The sequence below is a fragment of the Halomonas sp. KHS3 genome, from assembly GCF_000830495.1.
GTDB classification, from domain to species: domain Bacteria; phylum Pseudomonadota; class Gammaproteobacteria; order Pseudomonadales; family Halomonadaceae; genus Vreelandella; species Vreelandella titanicae.
In genome coordinates this window covers 299,806-315,132 of the sequence record NZ_JWHY01000002.1, presented here as the reverse complement: position 1 = coordinate 315,132, position 15,327 = coordinate 299,806, and the positions used below count along the sequence as shown (strand labels likewise).

Below are 15,327 nucleotides of genomic sequence, written 5' to 3'. Positions count from 1 at the left end.
TGGTCATTTATATTTAATCGTGGTTAGGGGCCCGACATGCGATTGATCACTTATGGTTACTTGGTTTACTTGCTGGCCCCTATCGTACTCCTGCTTATAGGCGCTTTCGGTGACCATTGGAGTAACACGCTGCTACCTGAGGGGCTAACTTGGCGTTGGTTTATCACGGTATGGGAAGACGCCACCTATCGAAATGCGATGGTAACGACCTTCAAGCTGGCCTTGACCACCTGCCTGATCAATATATTACTCGTCGTACCACTGGTGTATGGCGTCACGCTCAAGTTCCCTGCCGTGGCGCAGAGCATCACGCGTCTTTTGGTCATGCTGCCAGTAGCCGTTCCCCAATTGGTCATAGGCTTTGCTTTTATTTTGGCCTTTAGTACCGCCATGCTGCCCTGGCTGGGTAGCCCCTGGCTGCTGGTAGCAGGCCATGTGGTGGTTACCTTCCCCTACCTTTTCTACACCGTATATGCCGATATCGAGGCCTCTCCCCTCAAGGCGTATGAACGCATGGCCCAGTCCCTTGGGGCAGCCGAGTGGCAACGTTTTGTGCACCTCTATTTGCCACTGGTATATCGCTCGGTATTCACCGGCAGCTTAACGGTTGCGGCGCTGTCCATTGGCGAGTTTGAGCTGAGCAACCTGATTTCAGGTTTTATGACCCAGCCCTACCCAGTGGTGTTGATCCAAGCGTTTTACCGCACGACGGGCTTCGCCTGCGCCGCAACGCTTTTCCTGCTTTCACTCGCACTGCTGTTCTCGCTGTTTTCCACCCTGGTGCAGTGGCGGCTGGGCCGATCCGCTTCCCGGGAGTTACCGCAATGATTGCGCTAGAAAACATCCAGTTCCACTACCCCCATAGCAGCGTGGGTGTTCACGACATCAACCTGCAGGTAGAAACGGGCGAATTTCTTGTGGTGGTGGGTGCCAGCGGATCGGGAAAAAGTACGCTTTTACAGCTTATCGCGGGCTTCCTCACCCCGCTTCAAGGGCGCGTTCTACTTGATCATCAGGATGTTACCCAGCTCTCATGCGGCGAGCGCGGGCTGGGAATCGTGCTGCAGGATTATGTGCTTTTCAACCATATGACAGTGCTTGGCAACGTCGCCTACCCGCTTAAGGTTAAAGGTGTTCGCCAGGGAGAGCGCCACCGACGCGCCCGCAAGATCCTCCATGATGTAGGCCTTGAGGCGCTGGAACATTGCTATCCTTCCCAACTTTCCGGTGGCCAGCAGCAGCGAGTAGCCATTGCCCGCGCGCTGGTATTCGAGCCCCGCGCCCTTCTGCTCGATGAACCGTTTTCAGCGCTCGACGCCTCCCGCCGCGAGTCGATGCGCCAGGAGCTCAAGCATATACAGCGTCAATTCGGCGTCACCACGCTGATGATCACCCACGATCAGGAAGAGGCGCTGATGCTGGGCGATCACGTTGCCGTGCTTGAGCAGGGCGAACTCCTTCAACACAGCGCGCCCCACCAGCTTTACACGCAGCCTGTTAGTGAAGCCGTGGCACGTTTCATTGGTCGCACCAACTTTATCGACGCTCAGGTACTTGATTCACAGCGCATTCAAACCGCCGACCTGGGCATCTTAGAAGTGGCACCACACGCCTTCACGACGGGGCAGACCGTACGCGCCATGATTCGTCCCGAAGCCATTATTGCCAACCCAGCTAGCGATATCGCTAACCAGGCGCCTGCCACGGTGATAGAGAGGCAGTTTCTGGGCGCCCAGCAACGTCAGTATCTTCTCTGCGGCACTACCACGTTGTCGCTTGAGTCGGCTTCAATGCCGGATCACATCACTCACGTGGCGCTCCCCCCCACTCACATTCATCTCTTCAACCGCTGAGGTACCATCATGCAACGCTCTTTCGCTTATTGCCTATTGTCGGCCATCAGCCTGCTGCCTTTATCGGCGTATGCGGCCAACACGCTGGATTCGGAGTTCTACGATGGCGAACAAGAACTCTACGAAGCGGCTCAGGAAGAGGGGTTGGTTGTATCGTTTGATACCGGCCCAACTTGGGCCAATTGGCAAAGCCAGTTCAACCGTTTCACGGAGCGCTACCCCGGCGTTCAGATTGTCTTTAACGACCTGGGCTCGGGTGCCACCGTGGTCGCATTGGAGCAGGCCCGCAACCGCCCCCAGGCCGATACCGCCTACTACTACGCTTCTTCCGCCATTAATGCCTATGAAAAAGAGCTGTTAAGCCCCTTTACCCCCATCAATTTCGACAGCATTCCCGATGTCTTCAAAGCAGACGCGGGTGAGTGGTTCACGATTCACTCTTTGAACGTGGCCTTTATCGTTAATACGCAGCTAGTTGATGAAGTGCCGCAAAGCTGGGAAGACCTGCTCGATGAGCAGTACCGTAACAGCATTGTGTACCTTGACCCGCGCTCGACCGGGCAAGGCCAAGTCCTCACTCTGGCGGCCAACTATGCAATGGGGGGCGATCTCGATAATTTAACGCCGGGCATCGATTATCTTGCGGAATTGAGCCGCATCGGTAATGTTGCCCGTGTGGTCGGTACCACGCCCTACGCGCAGTTCGTACGCGGTGAAATTCCTATCTGGATCGGCTATGAAAACGACGGTCTAAAAGCCAGCATTACCGATGGCATGGGCGACAACGCTGCGGTGGTGATCCCCGAAGAGGCGTCGGTCGCAGCGCCGTACGCTATTTCACTGGTCAAGAACGGGCCAAACCCGAATGCCGGACGCCTATGGCTCAACTATGTCATGTCGGACGAGGGTCAACGTACCTTTGCGGAAGGATTTGTTCGCCCTGTCAACGGAGATATCGAGCTGCCCGACACGCTGGTAGAGGCGCCGCAGATTCGCCCGCTGGATGTGCAAAAAGCCTCGAGCATTAGCGCTGACCTCAGCCACCAGTGGACTCAGCACGTCCTTAATCAATAAGGCCACGCCATGCCTCGCCTGCGCTTTTTTAGCGTTTTGCCGCTGGTTCTACCCAGCGGCATTATTTACACGCTGTTTTTTATGGTGCCGCTGACACTGCTGATCATTGCAGCGCTTGAGTCACCTTTGGTCACGGGTGCTCGTCTTCTTGACGAAGGGCTGGTGTTTAAAAGCTTAATAACCAGCGTTGCTTTATCCATTAGCACTGCGCTCTTGTCGGTCATCGTTGGTGTCGTGATTGCTGAGTTTCTCTATCATCAGCCGGAACGGCGACGCTTTTTTCTTCTTTGGCTGATCTCTCTCCCGCTGATTTTCAGCGGCTTGATTGTGGCATATGGTTTTATCCTCTTGTTGGGGCGGGCAGGCTTTATCACACTGTCCCTGGCATCGCTGGGCGTAGACCCGGCATGGTTTGGCCGCTTTGTGTATACCCCACAGGGATTGGTGTTGGTGTATGCCTACTTCTTGGTGCCCCGCGTGGTGTTACTGATGCTGCCGGTGGTTCAAGGGCTTGACCGCCGCCAACTGGTGATGGCCGAAAGCTTTGGTGCCTCTCGGTGGCAGCAAATTCGTGACGTGTACCTACCGCCGTTACTGCCTGCGTTGATCTCCTCCTGGAGCCTTTGTGCTGCCGTAGCTTTTGGCGCCTATGGTACGGCCCTGGCGCTTACCGGTTCACAGATCAACCTGCTACCGCTCCTGCTTTACAGCAATATTTCCGACGCAGGGTCTGATATGGCCTCTGTTGCTCTTCTTGCGCTGCTAATGATGTGTTGCTGCTTGTTGCTAACCCTTCCCGGCGAATGGATTCGTCGACGTTCTCAGCATCGATAGCGCTTGCGGGGCAACGAATTTGCCCCGCTCTATATTCGATGAGCGCTAGTATTTGATGCTAGGCTACAGTGCCCTGCATTCAGATATCCGCCATGACCCAAACACCCGCCCAAACACTCACCGTCAGCCAACTCAACCAGCGCGCCAAGCAAACCCTTGAGCGCGATGTGGGCGAAGTGTGGGTGGAGGGCGAGCTCTCTAACGTTTCCCGCCCGGCGTCGGGGCATGTTTATTTCACCTTGAAGGATGATCGGGCGCAGATCCGCTGCGCGCTGTTTCGTCAGCGGGCGCGGTTTGTTTCGGCGCCGATGCGCGATGGTGATCAGGTCAAGCTGCGCGGGCGGGTGTCGCTGTTCGAGCCCCGCGGCGACTACCAACTCATTGCCGAGGCCGTTCAGGCGGCGGGCCTGGGGGAACTGCTGGCAGCCTTTGAGCGTTTAAAAGCGCAATTAGAAGGTGAAGGTGTGTTTGCCAACGCCCGGCCGCTGCCCTTCCCGCCCCGCAAGCTGCTGATTTTGAGCTCCGCCACCGGGGCGGCCATTCGCGATGTGTTGGCGGTGCTGGAAGCACGCTGGCCACTGGCGGACGTGACGTTGATTCCGGTGCCCGTTCAAGGTGCCGAAGCCGCCCCAGCGATGATCTCGGCGCTGGCATTGCTTAACCGTCAGGCGCGGCTAGACCCTGAGCGGGACGTGATTCTGATCACTCGTGGTGGCGGTAGCCTGGAAGACCTCTGGGCGTTTAATAACGAACACCTGGCGCGGGCGATTTTTCACTCCCGGCTGCCGGTGATGTCGGCGGTAGGTCACGAGGTAGATATTACCCTGGCGGATTTTGCCGCAGACATGCGCGCGCCCACCCCATCGGCCGCCGCCGAACGCTTGGTTCCCGACCAAAACACCCTCAAGCGCCAGTTGGAGCATCAACACAGCCGTTTGCAGCGGGCCATGCAGGCGCGTCTGGAACGCGACAGCCAGCGGCTGGATACCCTGCGCGCCAAGCTGCGTCATCCCGGCGAGCAGCTCAACCGTCAGCGCCAGCACTTAACCGCCCTTGATCAGCGCTTGAATCGCGCCATGCAGTTAACGCTCGGCCAGCAGAAAGCCCAGGTGACACAGCTGAGCAGGCGCTTGGCCAGCCAGGATATGGCGCGGTTGCACCGTGCAGAAAGCGAGCGTGTGAGCCAGTTACAGCGCCGTTTGGGGAGTGCGATGCAGCGCCAGTTGGAGAGCCGACAGGCACGCTTGAAAGCCGCCGCACGGGAGTTAAACGCGGTCAGTCCGCTAGCGGTGCTGGGGCGTGGCTATGCAATTGCCCAGGATGAGCAGGGCCAGGTCATTCGCCGCGCGGAAGATACCCAGCCCGGCCAGAAGCTGAAACTGAAGCTAGGTGAAGGCAGGCTAAGCGTGGAAGTTAAGCGGCGTTTAAAGTCCGGGGGTTAAAGACCTAAGTTAAATGGCCGATATCTTCTAACAATGAGGAGAGGATACCGCCATGAAGATTGGATTTTCGTCATTTACACTAATTAACCAGCGCCAAGATAAGCCGCAGTTTTTAACGCCTACCCGCGTCGCCCCCCAAAAGAGCGAGCCTGCTGAAGACGACCCGTTCACAAAGCGTCTTAAAAAGCAGCAGGAAGCGCTGGAAAGCTTGGCGTCGCTACCTACTCCAAAGGAAGCCTCCCAGCAGCAGGCCACCGATAAAGTGGGCTTCCTGCGTCAGCGGATTGAAATGCTGAAAGCCATGATGGCCTTCGCCTCTCCTGAACAGCTTAAAAACATGGCCAAGGAGCTCAAGAGCATCGCCCGTGAGCTTGCCGGTGCAGCTAAGCTGTTGAACAACCAAGGTGGCGGTGGTGCAGGCATGACCGCTATCCCGTCCGTGGTTGCAACGCCAGCAGTTCCCACGACAGCAGCTCAACCGGCCGTGGCTCAAACCAGCGGAGCCGAATCAGCGGGGGCCCCGGCGGGTGGCGATGAGAGCGCTCAGGCAACGGTTTCCAGTGACGCGCAGCAAGCCGAAGCCAGTGCGCAAACAGCCGAAGATGATGCTGAAAAGGCTGCTGAGCAAGAGGCCGAGAAGGCAGCGGGCGAGCCTGAAAGCGATGAATCCACCGAGCTCGGCGTATTACCAAGCCTACCTAACCTCATTCAGAATGAAGACAACCGCTCGAAATCCAATGGCCCCAGCGCTAGTGAACACGCACTCCGCGGCGTACTGACTGACGCTCAGAAAGCGCTGCGCGAAGCAGTTAACGAACTTAAGGTTCGGCTGAATGAAGAAGATAAAGAAGCTCGTCGTGAGCTAAAGAAAGCTGAAGAAGCCATGGAAAAGACGGATCGAGCGGTTGCAGCATCCACTTCTGAAGCCCTCTACTCCTCATTGGGGCAGTTACTGCCTGCCTCGCTAGGTGACGTTTCCGTATCAACGTCCTCTATCAACATAGAGGTTTAGCGCTGATAGAAAAGGCGCTACCGGAAGTAGCGCCTTTGTTGTTTTGCGTTGGCCTAAACAATTCTGCATAGAAACAGTGTTGCATAGCTTATTTCTTGGTATCCCTGCCTGACTTTTTATCGTCATCGGACTCCGGGTTTACATGATGAGTATCCGGCATCGGATTGGCCTCATCATGGTGGTCATCCTTCTCTTTAGGGGCTTTCTGGTCTTTATCGGGAACTTGAGTCATCGCTTCTTCCTTACCGTAGTGGGTGAGCGAAAGAGTGGGAGGCGTTCGTGGTGCCTCCTATCCCTGGCTGACTTAACTGTAGCCCTTCCCCTTCAACTTGCAATTCACCCTCATAAGCACCCACGACATAACTGCAATTAAACAATATTTAAAACAAACACTTAAAACAAGTAAATAGCTTTATAGCAGCTACATTAGCAATATTGATAGCATCAATAACCTGCCACTATCATTTCTCTGCATGACCAACCGTTTTATTGCTCAGCGTTCGCTTCCTGGTTTGCCGTTGTTACTACCTTGGTCTACGTTTACAGCGTGTAAGGTACTCGAGGATACGAGGGCCTGAACAGTGGTTAGTAAGTGATGTTTTACGATAACTAACCGTATGTGCAAACCAAATTGTGCCAACAATGGAGTGACCGCACATGAGTGATCAACACCAACCACCCCAGCATCAGGATAAACAGCCTGGTGATGAATACGCCATGCGCCCGGAGCCCGAATACATTCGTGAAAGTTACCGGGGCGCCGATAAGTTACTGGACAAGGTCGCGATTATTACCGGTGGCGACAGTGGCATAGGGCGTTCAGTCGCCGTTCACTATGCCCGCGAAGGTGCCGACAGCGTGATCGTGCACCTTAAAGAAACCAAAGATGCAGAAGAGACCAAGCGGCTGGTGGAAGCCGAAGGCCGTCGCTGTTTGGTTTTGAAAGGCGATGTGGCAGCGCCGGCGTTTTGCCGTGAGATCGTTAAGCGCACCCTCGACCACTTCGGTAAGATCAATATCGTCATCAATAACGCCGCCGAGCAGTACGACTGGGACGACATTACCGAGATCCCCGATGATCAACTGCTGCGCACCTTCCAGACCAATATTTTCAGCCACTTCTATCTCACCAAATCAGCCCTGCCGCATCTCAGCGAAGGTGACACCATTATTGCCACATCATCGATCAATGCCTTTAAGGGCAACGACACGCTGATCGATTACACCGCCACCAAGGGCGCTATTCAGGGGCTGGTGCGTTCGTTGGCGATGTCGCTGATGGATCGTGGCATTCGCGTGAATGCCGTAGCGCCAGGGCCGGTATGGACCCCGCTGATTCCCGCCAGCTTTGAAGATGAGAAGGTAGCGTCATTCGGCGGCCAGGTGCCCATGAAACGCGCCGGGCAGCCCAGCGAAATGGGCCCTGCCTATGTCTATTTGGCCTGCGAGGAGTCCTCTTACATGAGTGGCCAGACCATGCACCTGAATGGCGGGGTTATCTTAAATACTTAAGTGTTTCTTACATAAGATATAACGCGCATTCCCAGGGTGGCTTTGAGCCACCCTTTTGTTAGAACACTGTTCATACAATCACGGCAACGCCAAAATATTCCCGCTCGGGAATATTTCCTTCCAGAAAGCCTCTCTAATCACTGAAAATTACCGATCGGGAAGAATCATAGCGTTTTGATCACTAATATGGTCTATCATTACCGTACGGTAATTTTATTGGACAGTCGCTATGACCTCCCAGATAGAAAGCGCAAAACGTATTCGCAACAGTGAAGAGCTGGGCAAGCTAGTTCAACAAACCCGGCGTGATCAATCATTGCTGCAAAGTGATATTGCCGGGCTTGCGGGTACAGGCAACCGCTTTATCGTCGATCTTGAGCGCGGCAAGCCAACTCTGCAGCTACAAAAAGTACTCGATGTTTTGGATCTAATGGGATTGGAAGTGATTATACAGCGCAAAGGGAATCACCATGGTCGCCCATAGCGAAGCGCTTGACCTGTTCTGGGGGGAACTGCATGTCGGGCGTTTGCATAACACTCAGCCGTTGCGGTTTGACTATACTCAGGAGTGGCTAGCCAATAACCAAGCGAATAGCCTTTCGCCCCAGCTACCGCTGACTCAACAACGACATAGCGGCGATAGTGTGCTGGCATACTTCGAAAACCTACTGCCTGAGGGCGAACTACGTCGCTATATTGAGCTACGCCACCACACCACCACTGTTTTTGGTCTTTTAAAGTCGATTGGCGGTGATACGGCGAGTGGCTACACCCTACTCCCGCAAGGTGAAACGCCTCGACCAGCCAGCTATCGCAAGACGAATTGGGAAGCTATAAACGACTTTCTGCATAATGAAACCCAGGGTGAATTAACCGGGCAACTTGCTCCCCAAGCGCGAATTTCATTAGCGGGCGCTCAAAATAAACTGCTGCTAATGGTACTCGCTGATGGCAGCCCGGCGCTGCCTGAAGGGGCCGCGCCTTCAAGCCATATTTTGAAACCGGATATCCGTGGTTTGAAAGGCGTGTGGTGTTCTGCACTTAATGAAACGCTCTGTATGCAACTAGCCGCCGCGTTAGCGCTAGGGGTAGCTGAAGCTACCTTCCAGCCTCAAACACGCGCCTGTTTAGTTAAGCGCTATGACCGGTTTTATGATGAGCACGGCAACTTACAGCGTTATCACCAGCTAGATATTTGCCAATTAGCAGGGACACCTTCCACCCTCAAATACGAAAGCGACGGAGGGCCTGGTCTCATTGAGTGTCGACAGTTACTTCAGGCGGCGGGTGTTCCCGCAAAAGACCTGCTGCGTTTTTCGCAGTGGTTTTTTTTCAACCTGTTTATTGGTAACAATGACAGCCACGCCAAAAACCTCTCTATATTGCAAACGCCGCAGGGCGTTCAACTAGCCCCGTTTTACGATCTCATGTGCACAACGCTCTATAGCGGCCTCTCGAACCGCTTTGCATTTCGAGTGTCAGGCATTGATCAGCCAGGCAGTATCGAACGCTCACACCTTGCGTCTCTCGCCCAGGCGCTGGGATTTAAACCTGCTTACTTCATGAGTTTAGGCGCACGTCTCGCCGATGAGATTCTCAGCGTTTTGCCCTCTGTGATGGAGGCCCTACAGGAGGTCGCAACGCCAGGTACAGAGCATGTATTGTTAGAGCGCCTGTCTCGGCGCATTAAACAAAACTGCCAAAAAATGACAAAACGCTGGTCGGCTTAAGTAATGATCTACCCAGAACGATATGCCTGACTGGCCTCGCTTCTCACTGCCGCCTGGGGATAGCCGTCGCATACGTATTGAGATGCGAGAGGTGTTCATCCGCTTGCTGTAAAGCGTCTAGCGTCTTAGGCCTATCGAATTCTGCCAATAAGCTGCACAGCACTTCGGAAATGGCTAATGCCGGGGTTAGCGTGTGAAAAAAGCTATCGGTTTCCGTGGGGCATAGAATCGTCTGCTCTGACATCCCCACCAGCGGCGACACTTCACTATCGGTGATAGAAACAACGCCTACCCCCTTATCTTTTGCCAGTTGGGCCAGTTCCAGCGTCCCTGTTGCATAAGGTTTGATGGAGATAACGAGCAATACATCCTCAGATGTGGCACGAATTAGCCCATCTCCGCCGGTTCCTCCAGGCCCATCCAGGTGAACCGAGCGCTCGCCCAGCAGGGTCATCACGTAATGGAAATGCCAGGCAACGGCATGGCAGGAACGTAACCCCAGCACGTATACCTTTCTCGCTGATCCCAGCCTAGTGGCGGTGGCTTCCAGCTGCCGTAGTGAATCGGGCTCGCAAAGCTTAGCAAGCTGGGCACTCAGCCCCTGAAGCATATGCGAGGCGGTATCGCTTGCTCCCCTTTCACTGCCTTCATCTACCCGCTGGCGAACCTTGGCCGCAAAGCCATCGCCCCCCTGACGTAACACCGCTGCATACTGCGCCCGAAGTTCGTCGTAGCCTGGCAACCCCAAGAATTTGGCAAGCCGTGTCATGGTGGCGGGTTGCACACCCGCTAGGCGCGCTACCTCGCGCATGGACACCAGCGCCACTTCCTCTGGATGCTCAAGCACGTAGCGAGCGGCCTGCTGCAGCTGCGCAGACATGGCATCGTACTGGGCAATCATCTGCTCTCTCAGCGAATCGCTCGGCTGCATCGTGGTGGGCTCTTTTAGAGAAAATGATCCATATGTTTCATACTATATTTTAATGATTTACTTGTTGCAAACATCTTTACGAGTGTGCCAATCTCACTGTCATATGAATGGTTCACCGTTTGATAATGAGGGAAAGAGGCTATGACGCGTATTCTTCACCGCGGTATCGGGGCGCAGCTACCTCATGCTGCGTCGGCACAGGGCGTCTATATCACGGATACTACGGGGCGTCGCTACCTGGATGGGTCGGGAGGCGCTGCGGTCACCAGCGTCGGGCACGCCCACCCGGAAGTGCTGGCCGCCATGCGCACGCAGATCAATAGCCTCTGTTACGCCCACACCTCATTTTTCACTACCGATGCCGCCGAAGCACTTGCCGAAAAGCTTGTGGATTTAGCCCCCGCAGGGCTGGATTACGTCTACTTGGTATCGGGTGGTTCAGAGGCCGTTGAAGCGGCGCTTAAAATGGCCCGGCAGTACTTTGTAGAGATTAATCAGCCCCAGCGGCGGCATATCATTGCCAGACGCCAGAGCTACCACGGCAATACCATTGGCGCGTTGGCAACCGGTGGCAATGCCATGCGGCGCCAGCAGTTTCAGCCCATCCTGCCAGAAACCCACCATGTATCGCCCTGCTATGCGTATCGCGACAAGGGCACCGACGAGACGCCCGAGGCCTACGCGGCACGGCTTGCCGAGGAGCTTGAGGCAAAGATTCTGGAACTTGGCCCTGAAGAGGTAATGGCCTTCGTTGCCGAACCCGTCGTTGGTGCCACCTTAGGGGCGGTCGCCTCTGAGGCGGATTACTTCAAACGCGTTCGTGCCATTTGCGATAAATACGGCGTCCTTCTGATCCTCGACGAAGTGATGTGCGGCATGGGAAGAACCGGCACCGTCTTCGCCTGCGAACAAGATGGAGTAGTCCCAGATATCGTCACGATCGCCAAGGGTTTGGGCGGCGGCTATCAGCCTATCGGCGCAGTGATGCTATCGGCCAACATCTACGCCAGTTTCGCCAATGGGTCTGGGCTGTTTCAGCATGGTCATACCTATCTTGGGCACCCTGTGGCCGCCGCGGCCGCTAACAAAGTGGTTGAAATCATCGCACGGCCGGAGACGCTGGCGAACGTCAATGCCATGGGCACGAGGTTACAGAGCGGCCTTGAAGCGGAGCTCGGCGCATCCCCCCATGTGGGCGATATTCGCGGCAGGGGCTTGTTTCGCGGTATCGAGATTGTCGCGGACAGGGAGAGCAAAACGCCTTTCGATCCGGCTAGAAAGATTTACGCCAAGATCAAGCGGCAGGCCATGGCGCGCGGCCTGATCAGCTACCCGATGGGCGGCACCATTGATGGCATTAACGGTGACCACATCTTACTGGCACCGCCCTATATCATTGAGCCTGGCGAAGTCGATTTGATCATTGAGCGTATTGCCGAGGCCATAACCGCCGCCATCGCAGAGTGATGACACACTCAACAACGAACTGAATTACGACCTGAATAACTATCTGAAAGGAGACCACCCATGCCCTCTTCTCCCTGCCCGCCTATTTCCGACGCCGAATGGCCCGAGGAGATCACTGATTTACGCGAGGGCTTTGCTGGCGCACTCAACGTTTATCGCACTATGGCCAATCACCCGGCCTTGCTTAGAGCGTGGGCGCCCTTGCGCCAACACGTTGTTAAGGAGAATGCGTTAGGCCCTGAACTGACCGAAGTGGTGATTTTACGCGCGGGTTTACGTATGGGCTCTGCCTACGAGTGGGCCCATCATGTTAGTCGTGCACTCGCCCTGGGATTCTCCGAACACCGGATCACGGCTATTCGCGGTACTCCCGAAGGAGTTGACGGTCTTATCGTCAATGCCGTGGATGCGTTATTCGATGAGCGCATGCTGGCCAAGGAGCAGGAAGCAGAACTTGCCGAGGCGATCGGACGCAAAGCAGTGATCGACCTGATCGCCATGGTGGGTTTTTATTCGGTGCTGGGCTATCTGCTCAAAACCTACGACACACCGATTGACGACACTATTCAACAAGAAGCGCAAAAACAGCCGGCGCTGTTTTCAATAGCGCCGTGTTCCACCTCATAAATCAGCGGTGCTAACGGTTGTCTCTTTTAAAAAGCGGGTTACGCCAGTTGCTTAACCAACACCTTCGATTTGCGGGCGTGGTTGTAGGTTTCGCGTTTCAGTGGCGGTAGGTCTTCCAGACTGGCGGCGCGGAAGCCATGTTCCACAAACCAGTGGGCGGTGTGGGTGGTCAGCACGAAGATTTCAGTTAAGCCGCGCTGGCGGGCGCGGCGCTCCATGGCCTCCACCAGGCGCTCGCCCCGCTCGCCGCCGCGGTAGCTGTCGTGCACTGCCACGCAGGCGAGTTCGGCAATGGTGGTATCCGTAAATACATGCAGCGCGGCGCAGCCGATCACCATGCCGTCACGCTCAATCACCATGTAGTCATCGATTTCGTGCTCCAGGCGTTCACGGGAGCGCGCTACCAGCATGCCCCGGCGCTCTAGCGGTTCCAGAAGTTCCAGCAGACCCGCTACATCGTTGAGCGTGGCTGGGCGCAGCTGTTCATAGCGGTGCTGGGTAATCATGGTGCCCACGCCGTCCCGGGTGAACAGCTCACCCAACAGGGCGTCATGGTTGCGCCAGGAGAGCAAGTGCGTACGCGCCACGCCTTCCCGTGCGGCGGTGCAGGCGGCCTGTAAGTGGCGGGCTAGCTCGCTGCCTGGCACTGCGGCGCTTAAACGCGGCTCGGCCTCCGCTGGCGAAAGCTGGCGCAGCAGTGCGCCCTGCTCATCTTCCAAGCCTTCGGATTCCCCTAGCAAAATCAGCTTATCGGCTTTCAGCGCCACAGCGGCGTGTTGAGCAACTTCAGAGGCGTCCAGATCGAACACCTCACCTGTACTGGAGAACCCGAGCGGTGGCAGTAGCACCAGCGAGCCTTTTTCCAGCAGGCCTTCAATGGCGCTGGCACGCACCCGGCGTACTTCGCCGCTGTGGTCGAAATCCACCCCTTCGCGCACGCCTAGGGGCTTGGCGGTGACTAGATTTCCAGAGATGACGCTGAGCTCTACGCCGTGCAGCGGCGTGCTAGGCAAGCCCAGCGAAAGCCGCGCTTCCAGCCATAGCCGCTGATGGGCGGCGACCTGCTCCACATGGGCCATCACCGCACGGTCGGCGACCCAGCGGCCATCGATACGCGTGGGCTCAACGCCTGCAGCCGTTAGCGCTTCATGCACCTGAGGACGAATGCCAAAGACCACGACCAGCCGCACGCCTAGCGTATGCAGCAGCGCCAAATCCTGAATCAGTTGCTCCCCTCGGCCAGACGCCATGGCTTCGCCTTCAATTAAGATGACAAAGGTTCGCCCCCGGTGGGCATTGATGTAGGGGGAAGCGTTACGAAACCAATCAACAAAGGGGAAGCGCGTATCCAAGGGCCGCTCTCCGGCAGCAGGTGAAAGAAACAATCTCAAAAACAATCTCAAAAACAATCTCCAGTTACTTTACCAGAGCACGAAAAACAGCGGCACCTTCAAATGCAAATCTGCTCGATCTAATGCAGATAAACATGAAGATGCCGCTGTGATTTTATCGCTCAGATGCTTCTAAAGCCTTTCGAGCCTTGGCGTACTATGTTTACAAGTGCTGTTTATTATTCGTTAGCCGAACATGCCCTTGAACATGAAGAAGAACAGAATCGCCAGGCCAGCGCCTGCTGGTAGTGTGATCAGCCACGACATGGCAATCGTGCCGATGACCCGCAGGTTCAATGCCGCCATGCCGCGTGCCAGCCCCACCCCAAGAATCGCGCCGACCAGGGTGTGGGTGGTGGAAATCGGCAGGCCAGTGCCCGAGGCCAGCACCACCGTGGTGGCTGCCGCCAGGGTAGCGGCAAAGCCACGGCTGGGGGTCAGTTCCGTAATTCCAGTGCCCACAGTAGCGATGACCTTATGGCCATAGGTGACCAAACCCACCACGATGCCGCTGCCGCCAAGTACCAGCACCCACCAGGGCACCAGTGCAGAGCCGCCAATTTCACCGCCGGTTTGCACCACGCTGATGACTGCCGCCAGTGGGCCAACCGCATTCGCCACATCGTTGGAGCCGTGGGCAAAGGCCATGGCGCAGGCGGTGAAGATCATCAGCACGCCGAACACACGCTCAACATTGGCATAGCCGAAGTGGTCGTTGGTATTGTGCTCGAACTTGATACGCCGCTGCATGATCAGGCCAATACCCATGATCACCAGGCCCAGCAGGATCGACAGCAACAGGCTCTGATTGAAGGTTAGATCCAACCCCACATGAGATAACCCTTTGGTCAGCGTGACCATCGAAACGATGAAGCCCACCAGAAACACATAGCCGGGTACGTAGCGTTTGGCGGCCGTGAACGGGTTGGCGTCCTCGAAAATCAGGTGGTGTACCGATTTAAATAGCACGAAACCGATGGTACCTGCCAACAAGGGGGAGACCACCCAACTGGCGGCAATCTTGCCTACCGCACCCCAATCCACAGTGGCAGGGCCTAGCCCTGCGACCGCAAAGCCTACGATCGCGCCGACAATCGAGTGCGTCGTGGAAACCGGCCAGCCTTTCATGGAGGCCACCAGCAGCCATGTTCCCGCCGCCAGCAGTGCTGCCAGCATGCCGTAGACCAGCAATTGTGGGTCGTCCTGTAGCAGTTCGGGGTCGATAATACCTTTACGGATCGTATTGGTAACTTCGCCACCGGCTAGCCAGGCACCCAGGAATTCAAAAATGACCGCAATCAGGATAGCCTGTTTGATGGTGATCGCTTTCGACCCCACCGAGGTTCCCATGGCATTGGCCACGTCGTTGGCGCCAACGCCCCAGGCCATGAAAAAGCCAAACAAACAGGCCAGGATGATAAAAATTTCACCGTGCTGGGCAATAATCAGCATGA

The 15,327-nt window shown here is 55.9% G+C and carries 15 protein-coding genes; 11 read left to right on the top strand and 4 right to left on the bottom strand.

What is annotated here, in order from left to right; genetic code table 11:
* Positions 1–36: 36 nt before the first annotated feature.
* The 6 genes from RO22_RS03735 (at position 37) to RO22_RS03710 (ending at position 6,215) form a co-directional block, all read left to right on the top strand.
* Complete coding sequence (locus RO22_RS03735) at positions 37–828, top strand: ABC transporter permease (protein ID WP_041157642.1); 792 nt, start codon at positions 37–39, stop codon at positions 826–828.
* Complete coding sequence (locus tag RO22_RS03730; protein WP_041157641.1) at positions 825–1,853, top strand: ABC transporter ATP-binding protein; 1,029 nt, start codon at positions 825–827, stop codon at positions 1,851–1,853. The genes RO22_RS03735 and RO22_RS03730 overlap by 4 nt, the downstream gene beginning before the upstream one ends.
* A 9-nt stretch (positions 1,854–1,862) precedes the next feature.
* Complete coding sequence (locus tag RO22_RS03725) at positions 1,863–2,927, top strand: extracellular solute-binding protein (protein ID WP_152618889.1); 1,065 nt, start codon at positions 1,863–1,865, stop codon at positions 2,925–2,927.
* A 9-nt stretch (positions 2,928–2,936) separates the two neighbouring features.
* The gene (locus RO22_RS03720) at positions 2,937–3,761 is read left to right on the top strand and encodes an ABC transporter permease (RefSeq protein ID WP_009286803.1); all 825 of its coding nucleotides are present in this window, start codon (positions 2,937–2,939) and stop codon (positions 3,759–3,761) included.
* Between the two features lie 92 nt (positions 3,762–3,853).
* Complete coding sequence (gene xseA / locus RO22_RS03715; protein ID WP_041157639.1) at positions 3,854–5,203, top strand: exodeoxyribonuclease VII large subunit; 1,350 nt, start codon at positions 3,854–3,856, stop codon at positions 5,201–5,203.
* Between the two features lie 52 nt (positions 5,204–5,255).
* Positions 5,256–6,215 (top strand): hypothetical protein, encoded by a 960-nt coding sequence (locus tag RO22_RS03710; RefSeq protein ID WP_041157638.1) that lies wholly within the window; start codon positions 5,256–5,258, stop codon positions 6,213–6,215.
* Positions 6,216–6,303: 88 nt separating this feature from the next.
* On the opposite strand, the gene RO22_RS24765 is transcribed toward RO22_RS03710, so the two are convergent.
* Positions 6,304–6,447, bottom strand: coding sequence for a hypothetical protein (locus tag RO22_RS24765; RefSeq protein ID WP_022519932.1), 144 nt, complete (start codon positions 6,445–6,447; stop codon positions 6,304–6,306).
* 425 nt (positions 6,448–6,872) lie between these two features.
* On the opposite strand from RO22_RS24765, the gene RO22_RS03705 reads away from it, so the two are divergent.
* From RO22_RS03705 to RO22_RS03695, 3 genes are all read left to right on the top strand, one after another.
* Positions 6,873–7,727, top strand: coding sequence for an SDR family oxidoreductase (locus RO22_RS03705; protein ID WP_041157637.1), 855 nt, complete (start codon positions 6,873–6,875; stop codon positions 7,725–7,727).
* Positions 7,728–7,956: 229 nt separating this feature from the next.
* Entirely contained in the window at positions 7,957–8,211 is a 255-nt protein-coding gene (locus RO22_RS03700; RefSeq protein ID WP_041157636.1) for a helix-turn-helix transcriptional regulator, read from the top strand.
* The gene (locus RO22_RS03695) at positions 8,198–9,457 is read left to right on the top strand and encodes a type II toxin-antitoxin system HipA family toxin (RefSeq protein WP_041157635.1); all 1,260 of its coding nucleotides are present in this window, start codon (positions 8,198–8,200) and stop codon (positions 9,455–9,457) included. Before RO22_RS03700 ends, RO22_RS03695 begins: the two co-directional genes overlap by 14 nt.
* A 43-nt stretch (positions 9,458–9,500) precedes the next feature.
* On the opposite strand, the gene RO22_RS03690 is transcribed toward RO22_RS03695, so the two are convergent.
* Positions 9,501–10,388 (bottom strand): MurR/RpiR family transcriptional regulator, encoded by an 888-nt coding sequence (locus RO22_RS03690; RefSeq protein WP_041157634.1) that lies wholly within the window; start codon positions 10,386–10,388, stop codon positions 9,501–9,503.
* A gap of 141 nt (positions 10,389–10,529) precedes the next feature.
* Between RO22_RS03690 and RO22_RS03685 the strand changes: the two genes are divergently transcribed.
* Both RO22_RS03685 and RO22_RS03680 read left to right on the top strand, forming a co-directional pair.
* On the top strand, positions 10,530–11,855 hold the full coding sequence (locus RO22_RS03685; RefSeq protein WP_041157633.1) for an aspartate aminotransferase family protein: 1,326 nt from the start codon (positions 10,530–10,532) through the stop codon (positions 11,853–11,855).
* Positions 11,856–11,915: 60 nt separating this feature from the next.
* Positions 11,916–12,482 (top strand): carboxymuconolactone decarboxylase family protein, encoded by a 567-nt coding sequence (locus RO22_RS03680; protein WP_041157632.1) that lies wholly within the window; start codon positions 11,916–11,918, stop codon positions 12,480–12,482.
* A 38-nt stretch (positions 12,483–12,520) separates the two neighbouring features.
* Here the strand turns inward: RO22_RS03680 and argA are convergent, their stop codons facing one another.
* Together argA and RO22_RS03670 are read right to left on the bottom strand one after the other, a co-directional pair.
* Positions 12,521–13,834: an amino-acid N-acetyltransferase gene (argA, locus tag RO22_RS03675; RefSeq protein WP_041157631.1), complete on the bottom strand. Its 1,314-nt coding sequence runs from the start codon at positions 13,832–13,834 to the stop codon at positions 12,521–12,523.
* A 225-nt stretch (positions 13,835–14,059) separates the two neighbouring features.
* Positions 14,060–15,325, bottom strand: coding sequence for an inorganic phosphate transporter (locus tag RO22_RS03670; protein WP_027957338.1), 1,266 nt, complete (start codon positions 15,323–15,325; stop codon positions 14,060–14,062).
* Between the last annotated feature and the right edge of the window lie 2 nt (positions 15,326–15,327).

Bases quoted from the DNA above. Each gene is read 5' to 3' on its own strand.
- RO22_RS03735 (WP_041157642.1), top strand. From the start codon at position 37: ATGCGATTGATCACTTATGGTTACTTGGTTTACTTGCTGGCCCCTATC.
- RO22_RS03730 (WP_041157641.1), top strand. From the start codon at position 825: ATGATTGCGCTAGAAAACATCCAGTTCCACTACCCCCATAGCAGCGTG.
- RO22_RS03725 (WP_152618889.1), top strand. From the start codon at position 1,863: ATGCAACGCTCTTTCGCTTATTGCCTATTGTCGGCCATCAGCCTGCTG.
- RO22_RS03720 (WP_009286803.1), top strand. From the start codon at position 2,937: ATGCCTCGCCTGCGCTTTTTTAGCGTTTTGCCGCTGGTTCTACCCAGC.
- xseA (WP_041157639.1), top strand. From the start codon at position 3,854: ATGACCCAAACACCCGCCCAAACACTCACCGTCAGCCAACTCAACCAG.
- RO22_RS03710 (WP_041157638.1), top strand. From the start codon at position 5,256: ATGAAGATTGGATTTTCGTCATTTACACTAATTAACCAGCGCCAAGAT.
- RO22_RS24765 (WP_022519932.1), bottom strand. From the start codon at position 6,447: ATGACTCAAGTTCCCGATAAAGACCAGAAAGCCCCTAAAGAGAAGGAT.
- RO22_RS03705 (WP_041157637.1), top strand. From the start codon at position 6,873: ATGAGTGATCAACACCAACCACCCCAGCATCAGGATAAACAGCCTGGT.
- RO22_RS03700 (WP_041157636.1), top strand. From the start codon at position 7,957: ATGACCTCCCAGATAGAAAGCGCAAAACGTATTCGCAACAGTGAAGAG.
- RO22_RS03695 (WP_041157635.1), top strand. From the start codon at position 8,198: ATGGTCGCCCATAGCGAAGCGCTTGACCTGTTCTGGGGGGAACTGCAT.
- RO22_RS03690 (WP_041157634.1), bottom strand. From the start codon at position 10,388: ATGCAGCCGAGCGATTCGCTGAGAGAGCAGATGATTGCCCAGTACGAT.
- RO22_RS03685 (WP_041157633.1), top strand. From the start codon at position 10,530: ATGACGCGTATTCTTCACCGCGGTATCGGGGCGCAGCTACCTCATGCT.
- RO22_RS03680 (WP_041157632.1), top strand. From the start codon at position 11,916: ATGCCCTCTTCTCCCTGCCCGCCTATTTCCGACGCCGAATGGCCCGAG.
- RO22_RS03670 (WP_027957338.1), bottom strand. From the start codon at position 15,325: ATGCTGATTATTGCCCAGCACGGTGAAATTTTTATCATCCTGGCCTGT.